Annotated in this window: 17 protein-coding genes; 11 read left to right on the forward strand and 6 right to left on the reverse strand. The window is 65.7% G+C overall.

What is annotated here, in order from left to right; genetic code table 11:
* Positions 1 to 54: 54 nt before the first annotated feature.
* Both XH83_RS09135 and XH83_RS09140 read right to left on the reverse strand, forming a co-directional pair.
* Positions 55 to 366 (reverse strand): P-II family nitrogen regulator, encoded by a 312-nt coding sequence (locus tag XH83_RS09135; RefSeq protein WP_194406676.1) that lies wholly within the window; start codon positions 364 to 366, stop codon positions 55 to 57.
* A 7-nt stretch (positions 367 to 373) separates the two neighbouring features.
* A complete protein-coding gene (locus XH83_RS09140; protein ID WP_194406677.1) occupies positions 374 to 1,345 on the reverse strand; it encodes a sodium-dependent bicarbonate transport family permease in 972 nt (323 codons plus the stop codon).
* Positions 1,346 to 1,449: 104 nt separating this feature from the next.
* Here XH83_RS09140 and XH83_RS09145 point away from each other — a divergent pair, with 104 nt between their 5' ends.
* Both XH83_RS09145 and XH83_RS09150 read left to right on the forward strand, forming a co-directional pair.
* On the forward strand, positions 1,450 to 2,301 hold the full coding sequence (locus XH83_RS09145) for a LysR family transcriptional regulator (RefSeq protein ID WP_194406678.1): 852 nt from the start codon (positions 1,450 to 1,452) through the stop codon (positions 2,299 to 2,301).
* 229 nt (positions 2,302 to 2,530) lie between these two features.
* Entirely contained in the window at positions 2,531 to 2,995 is a 465-nt protein-coding gene (locus XH83_RS09150) for a fasciclin domain-containing protein (protein WP_194408206.1), read from the forward strand.
* A 79-nt stretch (positions 2,996 to 3,074) separates the two neighbouring features.
* Here the strand turns inward: XH83_RS09150 and XH83_RS09155 are convergent, their stop codons facing one another.
* Positions 3,075 to 3,401 carry a hypothetical protein gene (locus tag XH83_RS09155; RefSeq protein ID WP_194406679.1) on the reverse strand — a complete coding sequence of 109 codons (327 nt, stop codon included), beginning with the start codon at positions 3,399 to 3,401 and terminating at the stop codon, positions 3,075 to 3,077.
* A gap of 209 nt (positions 3,402 to 3,610) precedes the next feature.
* The gene (locus tag XH83_RS39685) at positions 3,611 to 4,066 is read right to left on the reverse strand and encodes a hypothetical protein (RefSeq protein WP_246776445.1); all 456 of its coding nucleotides are present in this window, start codon (positions 4,064 to 4,066) and stop codon (positions 3,611 to 3,613) included.
* Positions 4,067 to 4,109: 43 nt separating this feature from the next.
* Between XH83_RS39685 and XH83_RS09165 the strand changes: the two genes are divergently transcribed.
* From XH83_RS09165 to XH83_RS09175, 3 genes are all read left to right on the forward strand, one after another.
* A complete protein-coding gene (locus XH83_RS09165; protein ID WP_194406681.1) occupies positions 4,110 to 5,069 on the forward strand; it encodes an N-carbamoyl-D-amino-acid hydrolase in 960 nt (319 codons plus the stop codon).
* A gap of 391 nt (positions 5,070 to 5,460) precedes the next feature.
* Positions 5,461 to 5,880 carry a DUF4118 domain-containing protein gene (locus XH83_RS09170; protein WP_194406682.1) on the forward strand — a complete coding sequence of 140 codons (420 nt, stop codon included), beginning with the start codon at positions 5,461 to 5,463 and terminating at the stop codon, positions 5,878 to 5,880.
* 162 nt (positions 5,881 to 6,042) lie between these two features.
* Positions 6,043 to 6,240, forward strand: coding sequence for a hypothetical protein (locus XH83_RS09175; protein ID WP_194406683.1), 198 nt, complete (start codon positions 6,043 to 6,045; stop codon positions 6,238 to 6,240).
* 14 nt (positions 6,241 to 6,254) lie between these two features.
* Here the strand turns inward: XH83_RS09175 and XH83_RS09180 are convergent, their stop codons facing one another.
* Positions 6,255 to 7,487, reverse strand: a complete 1,233-nt coding sequence (locus XH83_RS09180; RefSeq protein WP_194406684.1) for a class I SAM-dependent methyltransferase — start codon at positions 7,485 to 7,487, stop codon at positions 6,255 to 6,257.
* A gap of 152 nt (positions 7,488 to 7,639) precedes the next feature.
* Between XH83_RS09180 and rfbC the strand changes: the two genes are divergently transcribed.
* Entirely contained in the window at positions 7,640 to 8,164 is a 525-nt protein-coding gene (gene rfbC, locus XH83_RS09185) for a dTDP-4-dehydrorhamnose 3,5-epimerase (RefSeq protein ID WP_194406685.1), read from the forward strand.
* The gene (locus XH83_RS09190) at positions 8,161 to 9,057 is read left to right on the forward strand and encodes an NAD(P)-dependent oxidoreductase (protein ID WP_194406686.1); all 897 of its coding nucleotides are present in this window, start codon (positions 8,161 to 8,163) and stop codon (positions 9,055 to 9,057) included. The genes rfbC and XH83_RS09190 overlap by 4 nt, the downstream gene beginning before the upstream one ends.
* 208 nt (positions 9,058 to 9,265) lie before the next feature.
* Here the strand turns inward: XH83_RS09190 and XH83_RS09195 are convergent, their stop codons facing one another.
* Entirely contained in the window at positions 9,266 to 10,243 is a 978-nt protein-coding gene (locus tag XH83_RS09195; RefSeq protein ID WP_194406687.1) for a LysR family transcriptional regulator, read from the reverse strand.
* Positions 10,244 to 10,362: 119 nt separating this feature from the next.
* Here XH83_RS09195 and XH83_RS09200 point away from each other — a divergent pair, with 119 nt between their 5' ends.
* Genes XH83_RS09200 through fba form a run of 4 tightly spaced genes read left to right on the forward strand, consistent with a single transcriptional unit; the run spans position 10,363 to position 15,421 of the window.
* Complete coding sequence (locus XH83_RS09200; protein WP_194406688.1) at positions 10,363 to 11,400, forward strand: class 1 fructose-bisphosphatase; 1,038 nt, start codon at positions 10,363 to 10,365, stop codon at positions 11,398 to 11,400.
* A 12-nt stretch (positions 11,401 to 11,412) separates the two neighbouring features.
* Positions 11,413 to 12,288 carry a phosphoribulokinase gene (locus XH83_RS09205; protein ID WP_194406689.1) on the forward strand — a complete coding sequence of 292 codons (876 nt, stop codon included), beginning with the start codon at positions 11,413 to 11,415 and terminating at the stop codon, positions 12,286 to 12,288.
* 16 nt (positions 12,289 to 12,304) lie between these two features.
* Positions 12,305 to 14,323 (forward strand): transketolase, encoded by a 2,019-nt coding sequence (tkt, locus tag XH83_RS09210; protein ID WP_194406690.1) that lies wholly within the window; start codon positions 12,305 to 12,307, stop codon positions 14,321 to 14,323.
* A gap of 12 nt (positions 14,324 to 14,335) precedes the next feature.
* Positions 14,336 to 15,421 carry a class II fructose-bisphosphate aldolase gene (gene fba / locus XH83_RS09215; protein WP_194406691.1) on the forward strand — a complete coding sequence of 362 codons (1,086 nt, stop codon included), beginning with the start codon at positions 14,336 to 14,338 and terminating at the stop codon, positions 15,419 to 15,421.

Genomic DNA, 15,421 nt, shown 5'->3' on the forward strand with positions numbered 1-15,421 from the left:
ACCGCCAAGGTTCGTCGGTCCAGGCGCCGGCCCGACCAGCCGCGCCTGTTGCCGTCAAAACAGCTCCGGACGCACCACCTGCACGTCACTGACCGAGACCAGGCCCACCTGCCGGGCGACGATGGCGAAGACGGCCTGAAGCAGCTCGTCGAGGCGAGCTGCGTCCACGATACACCACAGCGCGAACATTCCGGCGGCATCGCTGATCTGGCCATCCGCTTCCCACCGACCGGCGTGGCCACGCCCGCCGGCGAGGGGCGCGACGGAGTAACCGCTCACGCCCGTGCGCTCGAGTTCGTCGGTCAGCCGCTTCAGCAGCGCCCGCTCGATCAGGATATCGATCCGCTTCTTGGCAAACATCTGCATGCTGTCTTCACCGTGCGATGATCTGGGCGGCGGCGATGTAGAGCGGGATGCCGACGATCAGATTGAAGGGAAAGGTCAGGCCGAGCGAGAGCGTCAGAGCGATCGCCGGGTTCGCGGCGGGCAGGGCCAGTCGCATCGCGGCCGGAACGGCGATATAGGAGGCGGATGCCCCTAGCGTCATCAGGATCGCGGTGCTGCCTGGCGACAGCCCGATGAGCCAGGCGAAAGTCGCAGCGAATGCGGCGCCGATCAGCGGCATCACCCAGGCAAAGCCTACGACCGCAGCAGACAGCGATTTCCAGCCGTCCCGCAGCCCGCGCCCGGCGATCAGGCCCATGTCGAGCAGGAAGACGCACAGGAAGCCGGGGAATGCATCGAGCAGGAAGGGCCTCAGCGAGGTCATCCCGCGTTCACCCGTGATGCAGCCGACCGCGAACGCGCCGAGCAAGGCAACGATCGAGCCGTTGAGTGCGATCTCGCGCAAAAAGCCTCCGGAGAACTCGCCTTTCGCTTTCCCTTGTCCGCTGCGCGCGATCAGCAGCGCCGAGAAGATCGCCGGTGTCTCCATCGCGGCCGCGACCGCGATCATATAGCCGTCAAAGGGCAGCGCGAGCTGGGTGAGCGCGCCGGTCACGGCCACGAACGTCACGGCCGAGATGGACCCGTAGTGACTGGCCACGGCGGCGGCGTTGATGTGGTCGAGGCCCGCGCCATAGCGCAGCAGGGCGTAGGCAATGAAGGGCAGGCCGGCCGACAGCACCACGCCGGCCCCGATCGTCAACACCAGCGCCAGCGTCAGGCCCTGATGGGCGACCTCGGCGCCGCCACGAAAGCCGATCGAGATCAGCAGATAGAGCGAAAGGAAGCGCGCGATCGCCTCCGGCACGGAGAGGTCCGAGCGGCCGAGCGAGGCGCCGAGGCCCACGCCGAAGAACAGCACCGAGGGTGAGACGAGATTCTGAACGGCGAGCGCGAGCATGGGACCTCCTGGCGGGTTGGGGCGAACGGAGGGCTGCATAGCTTTTCGTTGGTGTTTGCCAAAATTGATTGTATCAAGGATCATCATTGAAAAAGGCAATGATAATGGCTCGTCCGCGCCAAAACCTCGACATCGACCTGATCAGGTCCTTCGTCACCATCGTCTCGCTCGGCAACTTCACGCGCGCCGCGCAGACGCTGGGCTTGCAGCAGTCGACGATCTCCCTGCAAATCCGCCGGCTCGAGCAAATGGTCGGTGGCAAATTGCTCGAACGGTCGCCGCAAGCGGTCGCGTTGACCCCGGAAGGCGAGACGTTCTTCGACGATGCCCGGCGCATGCTCGACTTGAATGACGAAATGGTTGCGCGCATTCAGGAGCCGGCGATGCGGGGCCTCGTTCGCCTCGGCGCGCCCGAGGATTTCGCGACCCGCCATCTTCCCGATGTGCTTGCCCGGTTCGCCCACGCCTATCCCCAGGTCGATCTCGAAGTCACCTGCGATCTGACGATGAACCTGATCGAGCGCTTTCGCAAAGGTGCTTTCGATCTGGCGCTGATCAAACGCGAGCGCTCGATCGAAATCCCCGGCACCCGCGTGTGGCGTGAGCCGCTGGTCTGGGTCACCGGCGGCGTCGATCTCAGGCAAGGCGTGCTTCCGCTCGCGGTCTCGCCGAAACCCTGTGTCTACCGGAAGCGCGCAACCGAAGCCCTCGACCGCGCCAGACGATCATGGCGTGTCGCCTACACCTGCGGTTCGCTGGCCGGGACACTTGCCGCGGTCCGCGCGCGGCTTGGCGTGACGGTGCTTCCGAAGGATATGGTCCCTCCCGATCTCCACGTGGTGGACGGAAAGCCAATGCCCGATCTTAAGGACACGGAGATCGCGATCCTTGAACGCGACCGTCTTCCGCTGCCGGCGCAGCGGCTGAAGAGTTTCGTGATCAAGACCTTGAGCTGAATGTCCGGCCCGGACCGGTGGAACGTCGGTGCGGCGTCTCGTCACTGCCCGTCGATTTTCAAAAGAGCGGTGATCCAGCCGTCGCGAGGCTTCGTTTCAAGGGGGTCGATCGCAACGGATCGGACGATGGATGCGCGATAGCGCGTGCACCCATCGCGTCGGCATGGATCAATCACATCTGGAGAATTTGATGACGCCCGCAATTCGTTCGTTCGTGGCCGGAGCGGCCATGGTCGCTGGCCTGCTTGGTTCGTCTGCGGCACGCGCCGCCGACATCGTGGACACGGCGGTGTCTGCCGGCTCGTTCACCACGCTGGTGACGGCCGTGAAAGCGGCCGGCCTCGTCAATACGCTCAAGGGCAAGGGCCCCTACACCGTGTTCGCGCCCAATGATGCAGCCTTCGCCAAGCTGCCGCCCGGAACGGTCGAGTCGCTGTTGAAGAACAAGGCCAAGCTGGCGGCCATTCTGAAGTATCACGTCATCCCAGGCCGTGTGAAGGCTGCCGATGTCGCCGGCAAGTCGCTCAAGGTGGCGACCGTTCAAGGTCAGCCCGTGAACGTCGACGGAAGTCTCGGTGTCCGCGTCAACGATGCGCACGTGATCCAGCCGGATATCGAAGCGTCCAACGGCGTCATCCACGTCATCGACACCGTTCTGCTGCCGCCGGCCCGCGGAAAGAAAATGCACCATTGAGACGACTGCCTCATCCGCCTGGCCGCTGCGGCGGCCAGGCATTTGCGGGACGAGGTCGTCGGCAGTCTGGCGCGGGGCTCTACCGCCGCGCTATCACAACGCCCGCGAGGAACGCGACCATCAGCGCCGGCAGCGGCGCCTCGCGCACCATGCCGCGGACGATGTCCGGCCAGTGCTGCTCGGGGACCAGTCGCGGCGATCGCACCTTTGGTGCGGATTCGATGCCCCAGTTCGAGGCGAGCTCGGCAACCTCGCTTTCCGCGAGGCGCACGCCGTCGCGCACGCGGAAGATCGCAGCCTCCGATCGCTCGCGCGGCGCGAGCTGCATCAGCGTCGCGACAGCGGTGCGCAACGTCATCTCGCCAAAGCCTTGCAGCCGTACCTGCTCCTCGGGGTCGGAGGTCATGCCAAATCCCTCACAGCGCAAAATGGCGCGCGAGGGCGAAGGCCGCCGTCGCGCAAAGGACCAGCGTGGACACCGCGCCGGCCACGCCGCGTGCGAGATGGGCTCGCGTCAGGTGCCTGGTCATGATCGTGCTCCATGCTCTCATGGAAATGGCGGCACGTGACGTTGGTTCCTTCAGCGCCCCGAATCGACAAGCTCAGCCCTGCTGATTACTTCCGCAGCAACTCGCTCAAGGCCGCCGTCGCCTCGGCGCAGCGGATGTCGTCGATCTCGCGGGACAGGCTGAGCGCGCTCGCTTTGAGCTCTTCGAGCTTCCCGCTCGAAGAATGCAGGCTTTCCAGCTGACCCAGGCGCTTATTGAGATCGTCCAGTTTCGATTGGAGATGCCCGATGCTGGCGTCCCCATTCACTTTCCAAACGCGTTGTGCACGCATCGTCGTTCCCCTGATAGTCTCACGGCCTTGTGAGAGCGGTTCGTGGCCGGATTGGGAGTTTGTTTTGTCCGGCTTCAGACCGTGGGGAACCGTTGCATATCCGCAACGAAGTTCCCGATTCTTTGCCAAGGCGCGCGCGGCTCCGCACGATGATACCCGCAGGCATGAAATTTGATTGTGTGCCGTCACGACGACGGGCGAGCCGGCCTGTGCGCGCGGTGCGCCGCTCATTAGGCTCAGGCCCGACGCACTCCGGGACATGAAGGAATCACGCGTGACGAGATTTGTGACTGTTGCGGCCGGCCAGCTTGGCCCGATCGCGAGGAGCGAGAGCCGGACCCAAGTCGTGGCACGGCTGATGGCCTTGATGCGCGAGGCGAAGGCCAGTGGCTGCGACCTCATCGTCTATCCCGAGCTCGCGCTGACGACGTTTTTTCCGCGCTGGTATTTTGAGGATCAGGCCGAAATCGACAGCTTCTTCGAGCGCGAGATGCCGGGCCCGGAGACGCGAGCCCTGTTCGATCTTGCGCGCGCGAGCGGCATCGGTTTCAGCCTCGGCTATGCCGAACTGGCGGTCGAGGCCGGAATCGTCAGGCGCTACAACACGTCCATTCTCGTGGACAAGAGCGGCGCGATCACCTTGAAGTATCGCAAGGTTCATCTGCCCGGTCATGCCGAGCATGAGCCTTGGCGGAAATTTCAGCATCTGGAGAAGCGCTATTTCGAGCCGGGCAGCGGCTTCGGCGTCGCCAATGCGTTCGGCGGTGTGATGGGCATGGCGATCTGCAATGACCGCCGCTGGAGCGAGACCTATCGGGTGATGGGCCTGCAGGGCGTCGAGATGGTGATGATCGGGTACAACACGCCGGTGCACAATCCGCCCGCGCCCGAGCATGACGATCTCTCGCTGTTCCACAACCACCTGGTCATGCAGGCCGGCGCCTATCAGAACGGGACCTTCGTGGTCGGCGTCGCCAAGGCCGGCGTCGAGGAGGGTGTCGACCACATCGGCGGCAGCTGCATCATCGCGCCCTCGGGCGAGATCATCGCGCGCTGCGCCACCAAGGGCGACGAGCTCGCGCTCGCCCGCTGCGATCTCGACCTCTGCAATTCCTACAAGCGCACCACCTTCAATTTCGACGTCCACCGTCAGCCGCAGACCTATGGCATGATCGTGGACCGGAAGGGCGTGATGACGATGGCGGATGGATCGCCCGTGCGGGCAAAGGCATGATCTCCTCGTCGTAGCCCGAATCAGCGCAGCGATACCCGGGGACAGGCCGTGGCCGTCGCCCGTTTCGCCCGCTGTCACTCCCGTGCCCCGGACGCACCGCCGCGCCCCCGGCGATGCGGAGCATCGTCCGGGGTGGTGCGCTAGAGAGGCGGGGACCATCGCACCGCATTGGACCGTGCCGCTGCTGGATCCGGCCGCTGCGCCGCAACGCCAAACGGCGCTGCAGCTCGTCCGGGACACGCACCCCAACCAGCCTGCAGGCCTCCCCGGGCCGTGCCTTGCGGCTCGTTTACCAATCCCATTCGGCTGCAATTTCCATCTCGCGGTTTGCCTGCGGCTGTAGTACTTTCGTCTCAAGCGGGCCCGGTCAAAGGGCGGCAGGGGGAGGCTGATGAGGCGTGCGGGACTGTTTGGCGTACCGCGGGTACGGCCATGGTCGTGGCAGGCATTTCTGCTTGGATGCGTCGTCGTCGCTGTGTCGGCTGTGCTTCAGGGCATCTGCATCGCGCTCGGCGCGAAGCTCTATTTTGCGGTGTTCCTGCCCGGCTTGTTCGTGCTCGGCCTCGTCGCGGGCACGCCGGCGGCGGGATTTGCCGCACTGTTCACCATTCCGCTGGTGTGGTGGGCGTTCATTCCGCCCTTCTTCGAGTTCAACGCGCTGAGCAGCGCAAATACCGATTCCATCAACCTGTTCTGCCTGCTCGCGGTGCTGCTGATCGGCCTTGCCGATCTCTGCCGCGAGACGGTGAGGATCATCAGCCGCGGCGGGCTGAAGTCCCCGGCCGAGAGCGCGGCAACGAATCCGCAATAAATCGCTTTCGAAATCGTCTCCGAAATCGTCCTGGCAGCACGTCGCGCGTTGCGTGCGCGCAACAGTCCGGCAACCATCCGCGAGCTTGCCGCGCGCCGCTAACTTTTCGAAAAAGATTTGGCCGCAATTTCTCCCCCGGGAATGACGAGGGAGTTTTCGGACATGAACGGTCACGCCATCTTGGAGAATGTGCGCCGCTATCGCGGCATCGCATCGCTCTATCGCCAGACCGCTGCTTTCCGCCCGGGCCAGAGCTGGTCGCTGCTGGAGCAGGCGAAGGATTGGGAAGAGCGGGCTCTGTCGGAGCTGGAAGCCTATTTCGCTTTGCGCGCGGACCATTCCGCTCCGCTCGCTGCCTGATCGTTAACCATCGCTCAGGATACGATCGAAAGATCGGACGCGGGCACCACGAATTGTCCGCCCCACGCGCGAACCTCCGCCAGCTGCGCGATGATCTCGTCCTTCAGATTCCAGGGCAGGATGAAGACGTAATCGGGCCTAGCTGCGATCAAGGCGGCGGGATCGCGGATCGGCAGATACGTTCCCGGCAGCAGCAGGCCCTGCTTGTGCGGATTGCGGTCCACGGTGAACGAAATCAACTTGCGCGTGACGCCGCAATAATTGAGCAGCGTGTTGCCTTTCGCGGGCGCGCCATAGGCCACCACCGTCTTGCCCGCGCGCTGCGCGCCGACGAGAAAGCCGCGGATCATCTCGCGCTTCGCCGCGACCTTCGCCTGAAAATCACGATAGGTCGCAGGCTGGTCGAGCCCGGCGTCCCTTTCGCGTTGACGCAACCTCTCGAGCGTGGGCGAAGCGCCCTGAGGCGCGGCTTCGGCGCAGACATGCAGGCGCAGCGAGCCGCCATGGGTCGGCAATTCGTCCACGTCGAAGACGCGCAAGCCATGCGCGCGAAACACCGTCTCCAGCGTCGCGAGCGAGAAGTACGAGAGGTGTTCGTGATAGATCGTGTCGAACTGGATCTGTTCGATCAGATGCAACAGATGCGGCAGCTCCAGCGTCGCACGGCCGGTCTCGGGCAGGAGAATGCGCAGACCCGCGACGAAATCGTTGAGGTCGGGGACATGCGGCAGCACGTTGTTGGCGACGATCAGGTCCGGCTCGTGGCCTTCGGCGCGAAGCGCTGCGGCGGCACCGCGGCCAAAATAGCAGGTCCGGGTCGGAATCCCCTTGGCGATCGCCGTCGCCGCCGGACCGCTGGCCGGCTCGATCCCGAGCGCGCGGATGCCGGCGCGTTGAAAATATTGCAGCAAATATCCGTCATTGCTGGCGATCTCGATCACCTTGGACGCTGCACCGAGCCTCGCGCGGGCGATCATCTCGTCGGCGTAGCTCTCCGCGTGACGCAGCCAGCTCTCGGAATAGGACGAATAGTAGAGATAGCGGTCGAAGATGTTGGCCGCAGGCTCGAATTGCGGAAGCTGGACCAGCCCGCAGGCACCGCACGCGCGGGCATGCAGCGGATAGGTCGGCTCGGCCGCATCCGCCCGCTCCGTCGGGACGAAGGAGTTCGCCAAAGGCGACAGGCCGAGATCGACGAAGGTCTCGTCGAGCGCCCGCGCGCAGAAGCGGCATCGATGCCTGTCCATGAACGGGGCGTCCCGTTGTGCCGTCGTGCGGCGGCTGTTAGTGAATTCTCACACGTCACGGAAATTCCGCCAACGTTGCGCATGATGCAACCGAAAAGGCGTTTCGGTGAACGGATGTTCGCAACGGCGGTGTCGCGTTGCGGGGGCCCGAGATGAAGTTCACTCCATTGGCGCTGCCGGGCGTGGTTGAAATCGGGATCGAGCCGGAGCCTGATGCGCGCGGATTCTTCGCCCGACTGTTCGACGCCGAGGCGTTCGCGGCGCATGGATTGCCGACGCATTTCGCGCAACATAGCCTCTCCCGCAACGAACGCGCCGGCACCCTGCGAGGGCTGCACCACCAGGCCAGCCGGCCGGAGGCCAAACTGGTGCGCTGCATTGCCGGCCGCGCCTTCGACGTGATCGTCGATTTGCGCCGGTCGCTGCCGAGCTATGGACAATGGTGCTCGGTCGAGCTCGCCGCCGATCGGCACAACGCCGTGTTCATTCCCGCCGGATGCGCGCACGGCTTCCAGACGCTCGTGGACGGGACCGAGCTGATGTATTGCATCGACGTGCCCTATGACGCGCAAGGCGCAGCCGGCATTCGCTGGGACGATCCGTCGCTGGCGATCGCATGGCCGCTGCCTGATCCGATCCTGTCCGCGCGCGACCGCGCGCTGCCGTATCTCGCATGAGGCGGGTGCTGGTCACGGGCGCGTCAGGCTTCATCGGCCGCGCATTGCTGCCTGTGCTGGCGGCTCGCGGCTTCGAGGTTCATGGCATCGCGCGCACGGCGCAGCCGGCGATGTCAGGCATGACGTGGCGTGCGGCCGATCTCCTCACCGAAGCCGGCCGCGAGGAGGCACTGGCCGCAGTGCGGCCGACGCACCTCGTTCATCTCGCCTGGGAGGCCCGGCCGGGCCACTACCGCGAGGATCCGGTCAACCGGCTCTGGGCGGAGGCCAGCATCGACCTGCTCGCGCGCGCCAGGGCCTGCGGCACCGAGCGCATCCTCGGCATCGGAAGCTGCCTCGAATACGGACCGCAGGGCGGACCTTGCGAGGAGCGCACCAGCCAATGCCGTCCCACGACATTGTACGGACAAGCCAAGCTCGCCGCGGCCGAAGCCTATATCGCGGCGGGCGCCGCGTGGGGCCGCGTGTTTGTCCCGTTCGGCCCGCACGAGCCCGAAGCGCGCCTCATCCCGTCGCTGATCCGAAGCCTTCACGCGGGACAGCCCTTCGACTGCTCGCATGGCGGGCAGCTGCGCGACTTCGTCTATGTCGATGACCTCGCACAGTTGATCGCTGCCGTGCTCGACAGCGATCTCACCGGCGCGGTCAATCTCGCCAGCGGTGACGTGCGCAGCCTGCGCAGCGTAATCGAGCACGTCGCTGAGCTCCTCGATGCGCGCCATCTGGTCAGGTTCGGCGCCGTCACCGCCACGGGGGTCGACGCCGAGCCGATCATGGCCGCCGACGTCCGCCGCCTTCGCGAGGTGATCGCAGGCATACCGTCCATCGGGTTCGAAGAGGGGGCCGCACGCGGCCTTGCGTGGTGGATCGATCGTCGGTCGGGGAGGGCGTGAGTAGTTACCCCGCTGCACCCGTGGCAATTACGGAGTTGTCTCGCGGCCCACCTGTGCTAGCAACGGGCCGATCCAAATCACCTTCACGCCGGCCGGGGCAAGCGATGACCACGTTCAACCGCATCTTCACGACGGAGCGCCTGCTCCAGATCATCGTGATCCTGGCGGCCACCGTCGCGATGAAGCTGATGAGCTGAGCGCCGGCGCATTATCGCCCGCCGAACTCGGGCACGTCGGGCAGATAGTTCGACCCTTCCGAGCCCAGAAAATCGAACATCGCCTGCGCCGGCGGCAGCAGCACCTTGTCGCTGCGGCGGATCACGTACCATTGCCGCACGATCGGCAGGCCCGCGACGTCGAGCACGACGAGCCGGCCCTCGGTGAGCTCGTGCGCCACGGTGTGGGCCGAGATGAAGGCGATGCCGAGCCCGGCGATCACAGCCTGCTTGATGGTCTCGTTGCTGCTCATCTCCATGCCGATGATCGGCTCGAGGTCCGACTTCTGGAACATGCCCTCCATCAGCGTCCGCGTGCCCGAGCCGGGCTCGCGGGTGAGGAAGGTTTCGTGCACGAGATCGGTCAGGTTGAGGCCGGAATCCTTCTCCAGCCAGTGTCCCTTGCGCGCGACGATGATGTGCGGATTGCGGCCGAGCTGGCGGACGTCGACGCTGACGTCGGCCGGTGGCCGACCCATCACTGCGAAATCGAGGTCGTAGCCGTGCATGGCCCCTCGGATCTCCTCGCGATTGCCGATGGTGAGCTTGATCTCGATCTTGGGATAGCGCTTGGAGAACGCCGCGATCGCATGCGGCACGAAATATTTCGCGGTCGAGACCGCGCCGAGATGCACCGTGCCGCCGGTCCGCCCCGCGAGCAGATCGAGTGCGCCCTGGCAATCCGTGATCGCGGCCTCGACCCGCTCGGCCAGCGCGAGGACCTCCTTGCCCGCCTCCGTCAGCAGCATGCCGTCGCCGGTCCGCTGCACCAGCGGCAAGCCTGCGAGGTCCTGCAGCTGCCGGAGCTGCTGGGTCACGGCCGGCTGGGTCAGCCCGAGATGGCCGGACGCGGCCGTCACACTGCCCTTGGCTGAGAGCGCGGCAAGCGAACGCAGCTGCCGGATCGTCAGATGCCGGAGCTGAGCCGCCGCATGGCTGAGACCATTATAAGAAAATTCTTTGACGGTCATTATGAATAGAAATTTTCCTTATTAAGCTGCCCCTGTCAATCTCCTGATGCCGGGACTGACCGCAACGACCTCCAGAGGGGAGGGAACGGATGCGGCGCCGGCAAAGGGGATGAACGCAGATGACCGGGCAACTCAGGCTGGACGATCACCTTCAACGGTATTCCGAGACCGCGCCGCATGCGCTGGCCGTGGCCGCCGCGGTCGATGCCATCGCGGCAGCGGCCATCGAGATCGCCGACCTCATCGCGTCAGGCGATCTCGCGGATGCCTCCGGCCTGACGAGGGGGCTCAACAGCGACGGCGACGTCCAACGCAACCTCGACATCCAGGCGGATGCGATCCTGCGCCGCTGCCTCAGCAAGCTGCCGATCGCAGCGCTGGCGTCGGAGGAGATGCGCGAGGCCCAGATCGGCGATCGCGAGGCAAAGATCTGCGTCGCGATCGACCCGCTCGACGGCTCCTCCAACATCGACATCAACATGACCGTCGGCACGATCTTCTCGATCCTGCCTGCCCCGGATGACCTCACGCTCGCCTTCCATCAGCGCGGCTCGGCGCAGCTCGCGGCGGGCTTCGTCACCTACGGCCCGCAGACCTCCCTGGTGCTGACGCTTGGCGAGGGCGTCGACATCTTCACGCTCGACCGCAAGGCGGGCTGCTTCCGCCTCGCCCGCAGCGGCGTGCAGATCGCCGAGGCGTGTGAGGAATTCGCGATCAACGCCTCGAACCGCCGGCATTGGGATTCGCCGGTGCGCGCCTTCATCGACGAATGTCTCGCCGGCGTCGAAGGCCCCGCCAACCATGATTTCAACATGCGCTGGATCGGCTCGCTGGTCGCCGAGGCCTATCGCATCCTCACCCGCGGCGGCGTGTTCCTCTATCCCTCCGACGCGCGTCCCGGCTATGGCGACGGCCGCCTGCGCCTTGTCTACGAGGCGCATCCGATGGCCATGATCATCGAGCAGGCGGGCGGCTCGGCCACGACCGGGCGCGAGCGCATCCTCGACCTCTCGGCGCACAGCCTGCACCAACGCGCGCCGCTGATCATGGGCTCGAGCAACGAGGTGCACCGCGTCGAGGAGCTGCATTGCGATCCGCTGCTGGTTGCCAGCGTCTCGGCGCCGCTGTTCGCGCGGCGTGGCTTCTTCCGGCTGTGAGGAGGGTGACGCATGTCCAGGAAGCATCCGATCATCTCCATCACCGGCTCCTCCGGCGCCGGCACCACCTCGGTGAAGAAGACGTTCGAGCAGATATTCTTCCGCGAGAAGGTCAACGCCGCCTACATCGAGGGTGACGCCTTTCACCGCTACGACCGCGCCGAGATGCGCGCGCAGATGGCCAAGGAAGCCGATCGCGGCAACAGGCATTTCAGCCATTTCAGCCCCGGGACCAATCTGTTCGAGGAGCTGGAGCGGGCCTTCCGCGACTATGGCGAGACCGGCACGGCGGTGACGCGGCACTATGTGCACGACGCCGAAGAGTCCGCGCTGCACGGCGCGGCGCCCGGCACCTTCACCGATTGGGAGAAGCTGCCGGAGAACTCGGACCTGTTGTTCTACGAGGGCCTGCACGGCGCCGTGGTCACCGACAAGGTCAACGTCGCGCGCTATGCCGACCTCAAGATCGGCGTCGTGCCGGTCATCAATCTCGAATGGATCCAGAAGCTGCACCGCGACCGCAGCGCGCGCGGATATTCGACCGAGGCCGTCACCGACACCATCCTGCGGCGGATGCCGGATTACATCCACTACATCTGCCCGCAATTCTCCGAGACCGACATCAACTTCCAGCGCGTGCCGACGGTGGATACCTCCAATCCGTTCATCGCGCGCTGGATCCCGACGCCGGATGAATCGATGGTGGTGATCCGCTTCAAGAATCCGCGCGGCATCGACTTCCCCTATCTGCTGTCGATGCTGCCGCAGAGCTGGATGTCGCGCGCCAATTCCATCGTCTGCCCCGGCGCGAAGCTCGATCTGGCGATGCAGCTGATCCTGACGCCACTGATCATGCAGCTGATCGAGCGCAAGCGCAGCCTGAAGTGAACAGGGAGAGACACCGATGAACATCTCCGTCCACGCCGAAGCCGACCTCTCGGCGGTCACGCGCAATGATCTCGCCAACGCCGTCCGCTTCCTCGCGGTCGATGCCATCGAGACGTCGCAGTCGGGCCATCCCGGCCTGCCCATGGGCATGGCCGATGTCGCAGCCGTGCTGTTCTCGCGCTTCCTGAAATTCGACTCGGCTCATCCCAATTGGCCGGACCGCGACCGTTTTGTCCTCTCGGCCGGCCACGGCTCGATGCTGCTCTATGCGCTCCTGCATTTGACCGGTGGAGACGTCAGCCTCGACGACATCAAGGCCTTCCGGCAGTGGGGTTCGAAGACACCCGGGCATCCGGAATACGGGCACACCCCTGGTGTCGAGACCACGACGGGGCCGCTGGGTCAGGGCATCGCGACGGCGGTCGGCATGGCGCTCGCCGAGCGCATGGCGAACGCGCGGCATGGCGACGGCCTCGTCGATCACTTCACCTATGTGATCGCCGGCGACGGCTGCCTGATGGAAGGCCTCAGCCAGGAAGCGATCTCGCTCGCCGGCCATCTCGGGCTCGGCCGTCTGATCGTGCTGTTCGACGACAACGGAATCTCGATCGACGGACCGACCTCGCTGGCCACCTCCGATGATCAGCTCGCGCGTTTCGCCGCCTCCGGCTGGTCGGTGCGCAGCATCGACGGGCACGATCCCGATGCCATTGCGCAGGCGATCGCGGATGAGCGGGAGACCGCAAAGCCGTCGCTGATCGCCTGCCGCACCATCATCGGCTACGGCGCGCCCGACAGGCAAGGCACGGAAAAGGCGCACGGCGCGCCGCTCGGGACCGAGCAGGCCGCGGCGGCGCGGCGGACGCTCGGTTGGGATTATCAGCCCTTCGTGGTGCCGCTGCCGATCCTCAAGGCGTGGCGAATGATCGGGCAGCGCGGGCAGGTCGATCGGCTCGCCTGGCTCGATCGCTATGAACGCGCGACGCCGGAGCAGCGCGACATGTTCGTCGAAGGCAAGGCCGTCGCTCTGCCTGCCGCCTATGCGCTGGCCGCCGCGAGATTGCGCGAACGCTTCGCATCCGAACGTCCGAAGCTCGCGACGCGGCAGGCCTCGCAACAGGTGCTCGATGGCATCGCCGGGACGATTGCCGGCCTGGTCGGCGGCTCCGCGGACCTGACGCATTCGAACCTCACGCATGCCAAGACGCAGGCGCCCGTCAAGCGCGACGCGTTCGCTGGCGACTACATCCATTACGGCATTCGCGAGCACGGCATGGCCGCGGCGATGAACGGCCTCGCGCTTCATGGCGGCTTCATTCCTTATGGCGGCACGTTCCTGGCGTTCTCCGATTACAGCCGGCCCGCGATCCGCCTTGCGGCGCTGATGCGGCTGCGCGTCATCCACGTGATGACGCACGACTCGATCGGCCTCGGCGAGGACGGCCCGACGCACCAGCCGGTCGAGCATCTCGCGGCGCTGCGGGTGATCCCCAATCTCCTCGTGTTCCGCCCCGCCGACGCGGTGGAGACCCTGGAGGCCTGGGACTGCGCACTCAGCTCCGAGAACCGTCCGTCCGTCCTGTGCCTGTCGCGGCAGGCGCTGCCGACCTTCCGCAGCGACGCGCGCGGCAGAAACCGCGTCGCGTGCGGCGCCTATCTCGTGGTCTCGCCGGACGGCGGCCGCGACGTGACGCTGATGGCGACCGGCTCGGAAGTCTCGATTGCGCTGGAAGCCGCTCGCCTGCTTGCGACCGAGCATATCCGCGCGGCCGTGGTGTCCGCGCCGTGCTTCGCCCTGTTCGAGGAGCAGCCCGACGATTACCGCGCCGCCGTGCTCGGCACCGCGCCGTGCGTCGGTGTAGAGGCCGCCGTCGCCGGCGATTGGCATCGCTGGATCGGCACGGACGGCGAATTCGTCGGCATGCGCGGTTTCGGCGCTTCGGCGCCGGCGCCGGTGCTGTATCGCGAATTCGGCATCACGCCCCAGAGCATTGCGGAAGCCGCCCGCCGGGCAATCGCCCGCAAGCGCCAATAAGGAGGATCAATCGTGGCTCGTATCACCCTTCGCCAATTGCTCGATCACGCGGCCGGCCATGGCTACGCGGTGCCGGCGTTCAACATCAACAACATGGAGCAGGGCATCGCGATCATGCAGGCGGCGGCCGAGGTCGATGCGCCAGTGATCATCCAGGCCTCGCGCGGCGCGCGCAGCTATGCCGGCGATCTCATGCTCTCGCACATGATCGATGCGCTGGAGCGGACCTATCCGGACATCCCGCTCTGCATGCACCAGGACCACGGCAACGACGAGGCGACCTGCGCGTCCGCGATTGCCCATGGCTTTACCTCGGTGATGATGGACGGTTCCCTCAAGGCCGATGCCAAGACTGCCGCCGATTACGATTATAATGTCGCGATCACCCGCCGCGTCGTCGATCTCGCCCACTGGACTGGCGCCTCCGTCGAAGGCGAGCTCGGCGTGCTCGGCTCGCTTGAACATGGCGGCGGCGAGCAGGAAGATGGTCATGGTGTCGAGGGCAAGGTCAGCCACGACCAGCTCCTGACCGATCCCGACCAGGCCGTCGACTTCGTCCGCGCCACCAAGGTCGATGCCCTCGCGATTGCGATGGGCACCTCGCACGGCGCCTACAAGTTCAGCCGGAAACCGGACGGTGACATCCTGGCGATGCGGGTGGTCGAGGAGATCCACCGCCGGTTGCCGAATACGCATCTCGTCATGCACGGCTCCTCCTCGGTGCCGCAGCTGCTGCAGGACATGTTCAACCAGTTCGGCGGTGAGATGCCGCAGACCTGGGGCGTGCCGGTCGAGGAGATCGTCCGCGGCATCAAGAGCGGCGTGCGCAAGGTCAATATCGACACCGACTGCCGGCTGGCGATGACCGCGGTGTTCCGCAAGGTTGCGGCGGAGACGCGCTCAGAGTTCGATCCACGCAAATTCCTCAAGCCGGCGATGGATGCGATGCGCGAGCTCTGCCGCGATCGTTTCGAGCAGTTCGGCACCGCGGGCCACGCCAGCAGGATCAAGGTCATTCCGTTGAGCGAGATGGCGCGGCGTTACCGCGCCGGCGAGCTCGATCCGCGCATCGGCGCGCGCGAGCCTGTTGCGGCCTAA

Origin of the sequence: Bradyrhizobium sp. CCBAU 53351, assembly GCF_015291745.1 — a bacterium.
In the GTDB taxonomy this organism is placed as follows: domain Bacteria; phylum Pseudomonadota; class Alphaproteobacteria; order Rhizobiales; family Xanthobacteraceae; genus Bradyrhizobium.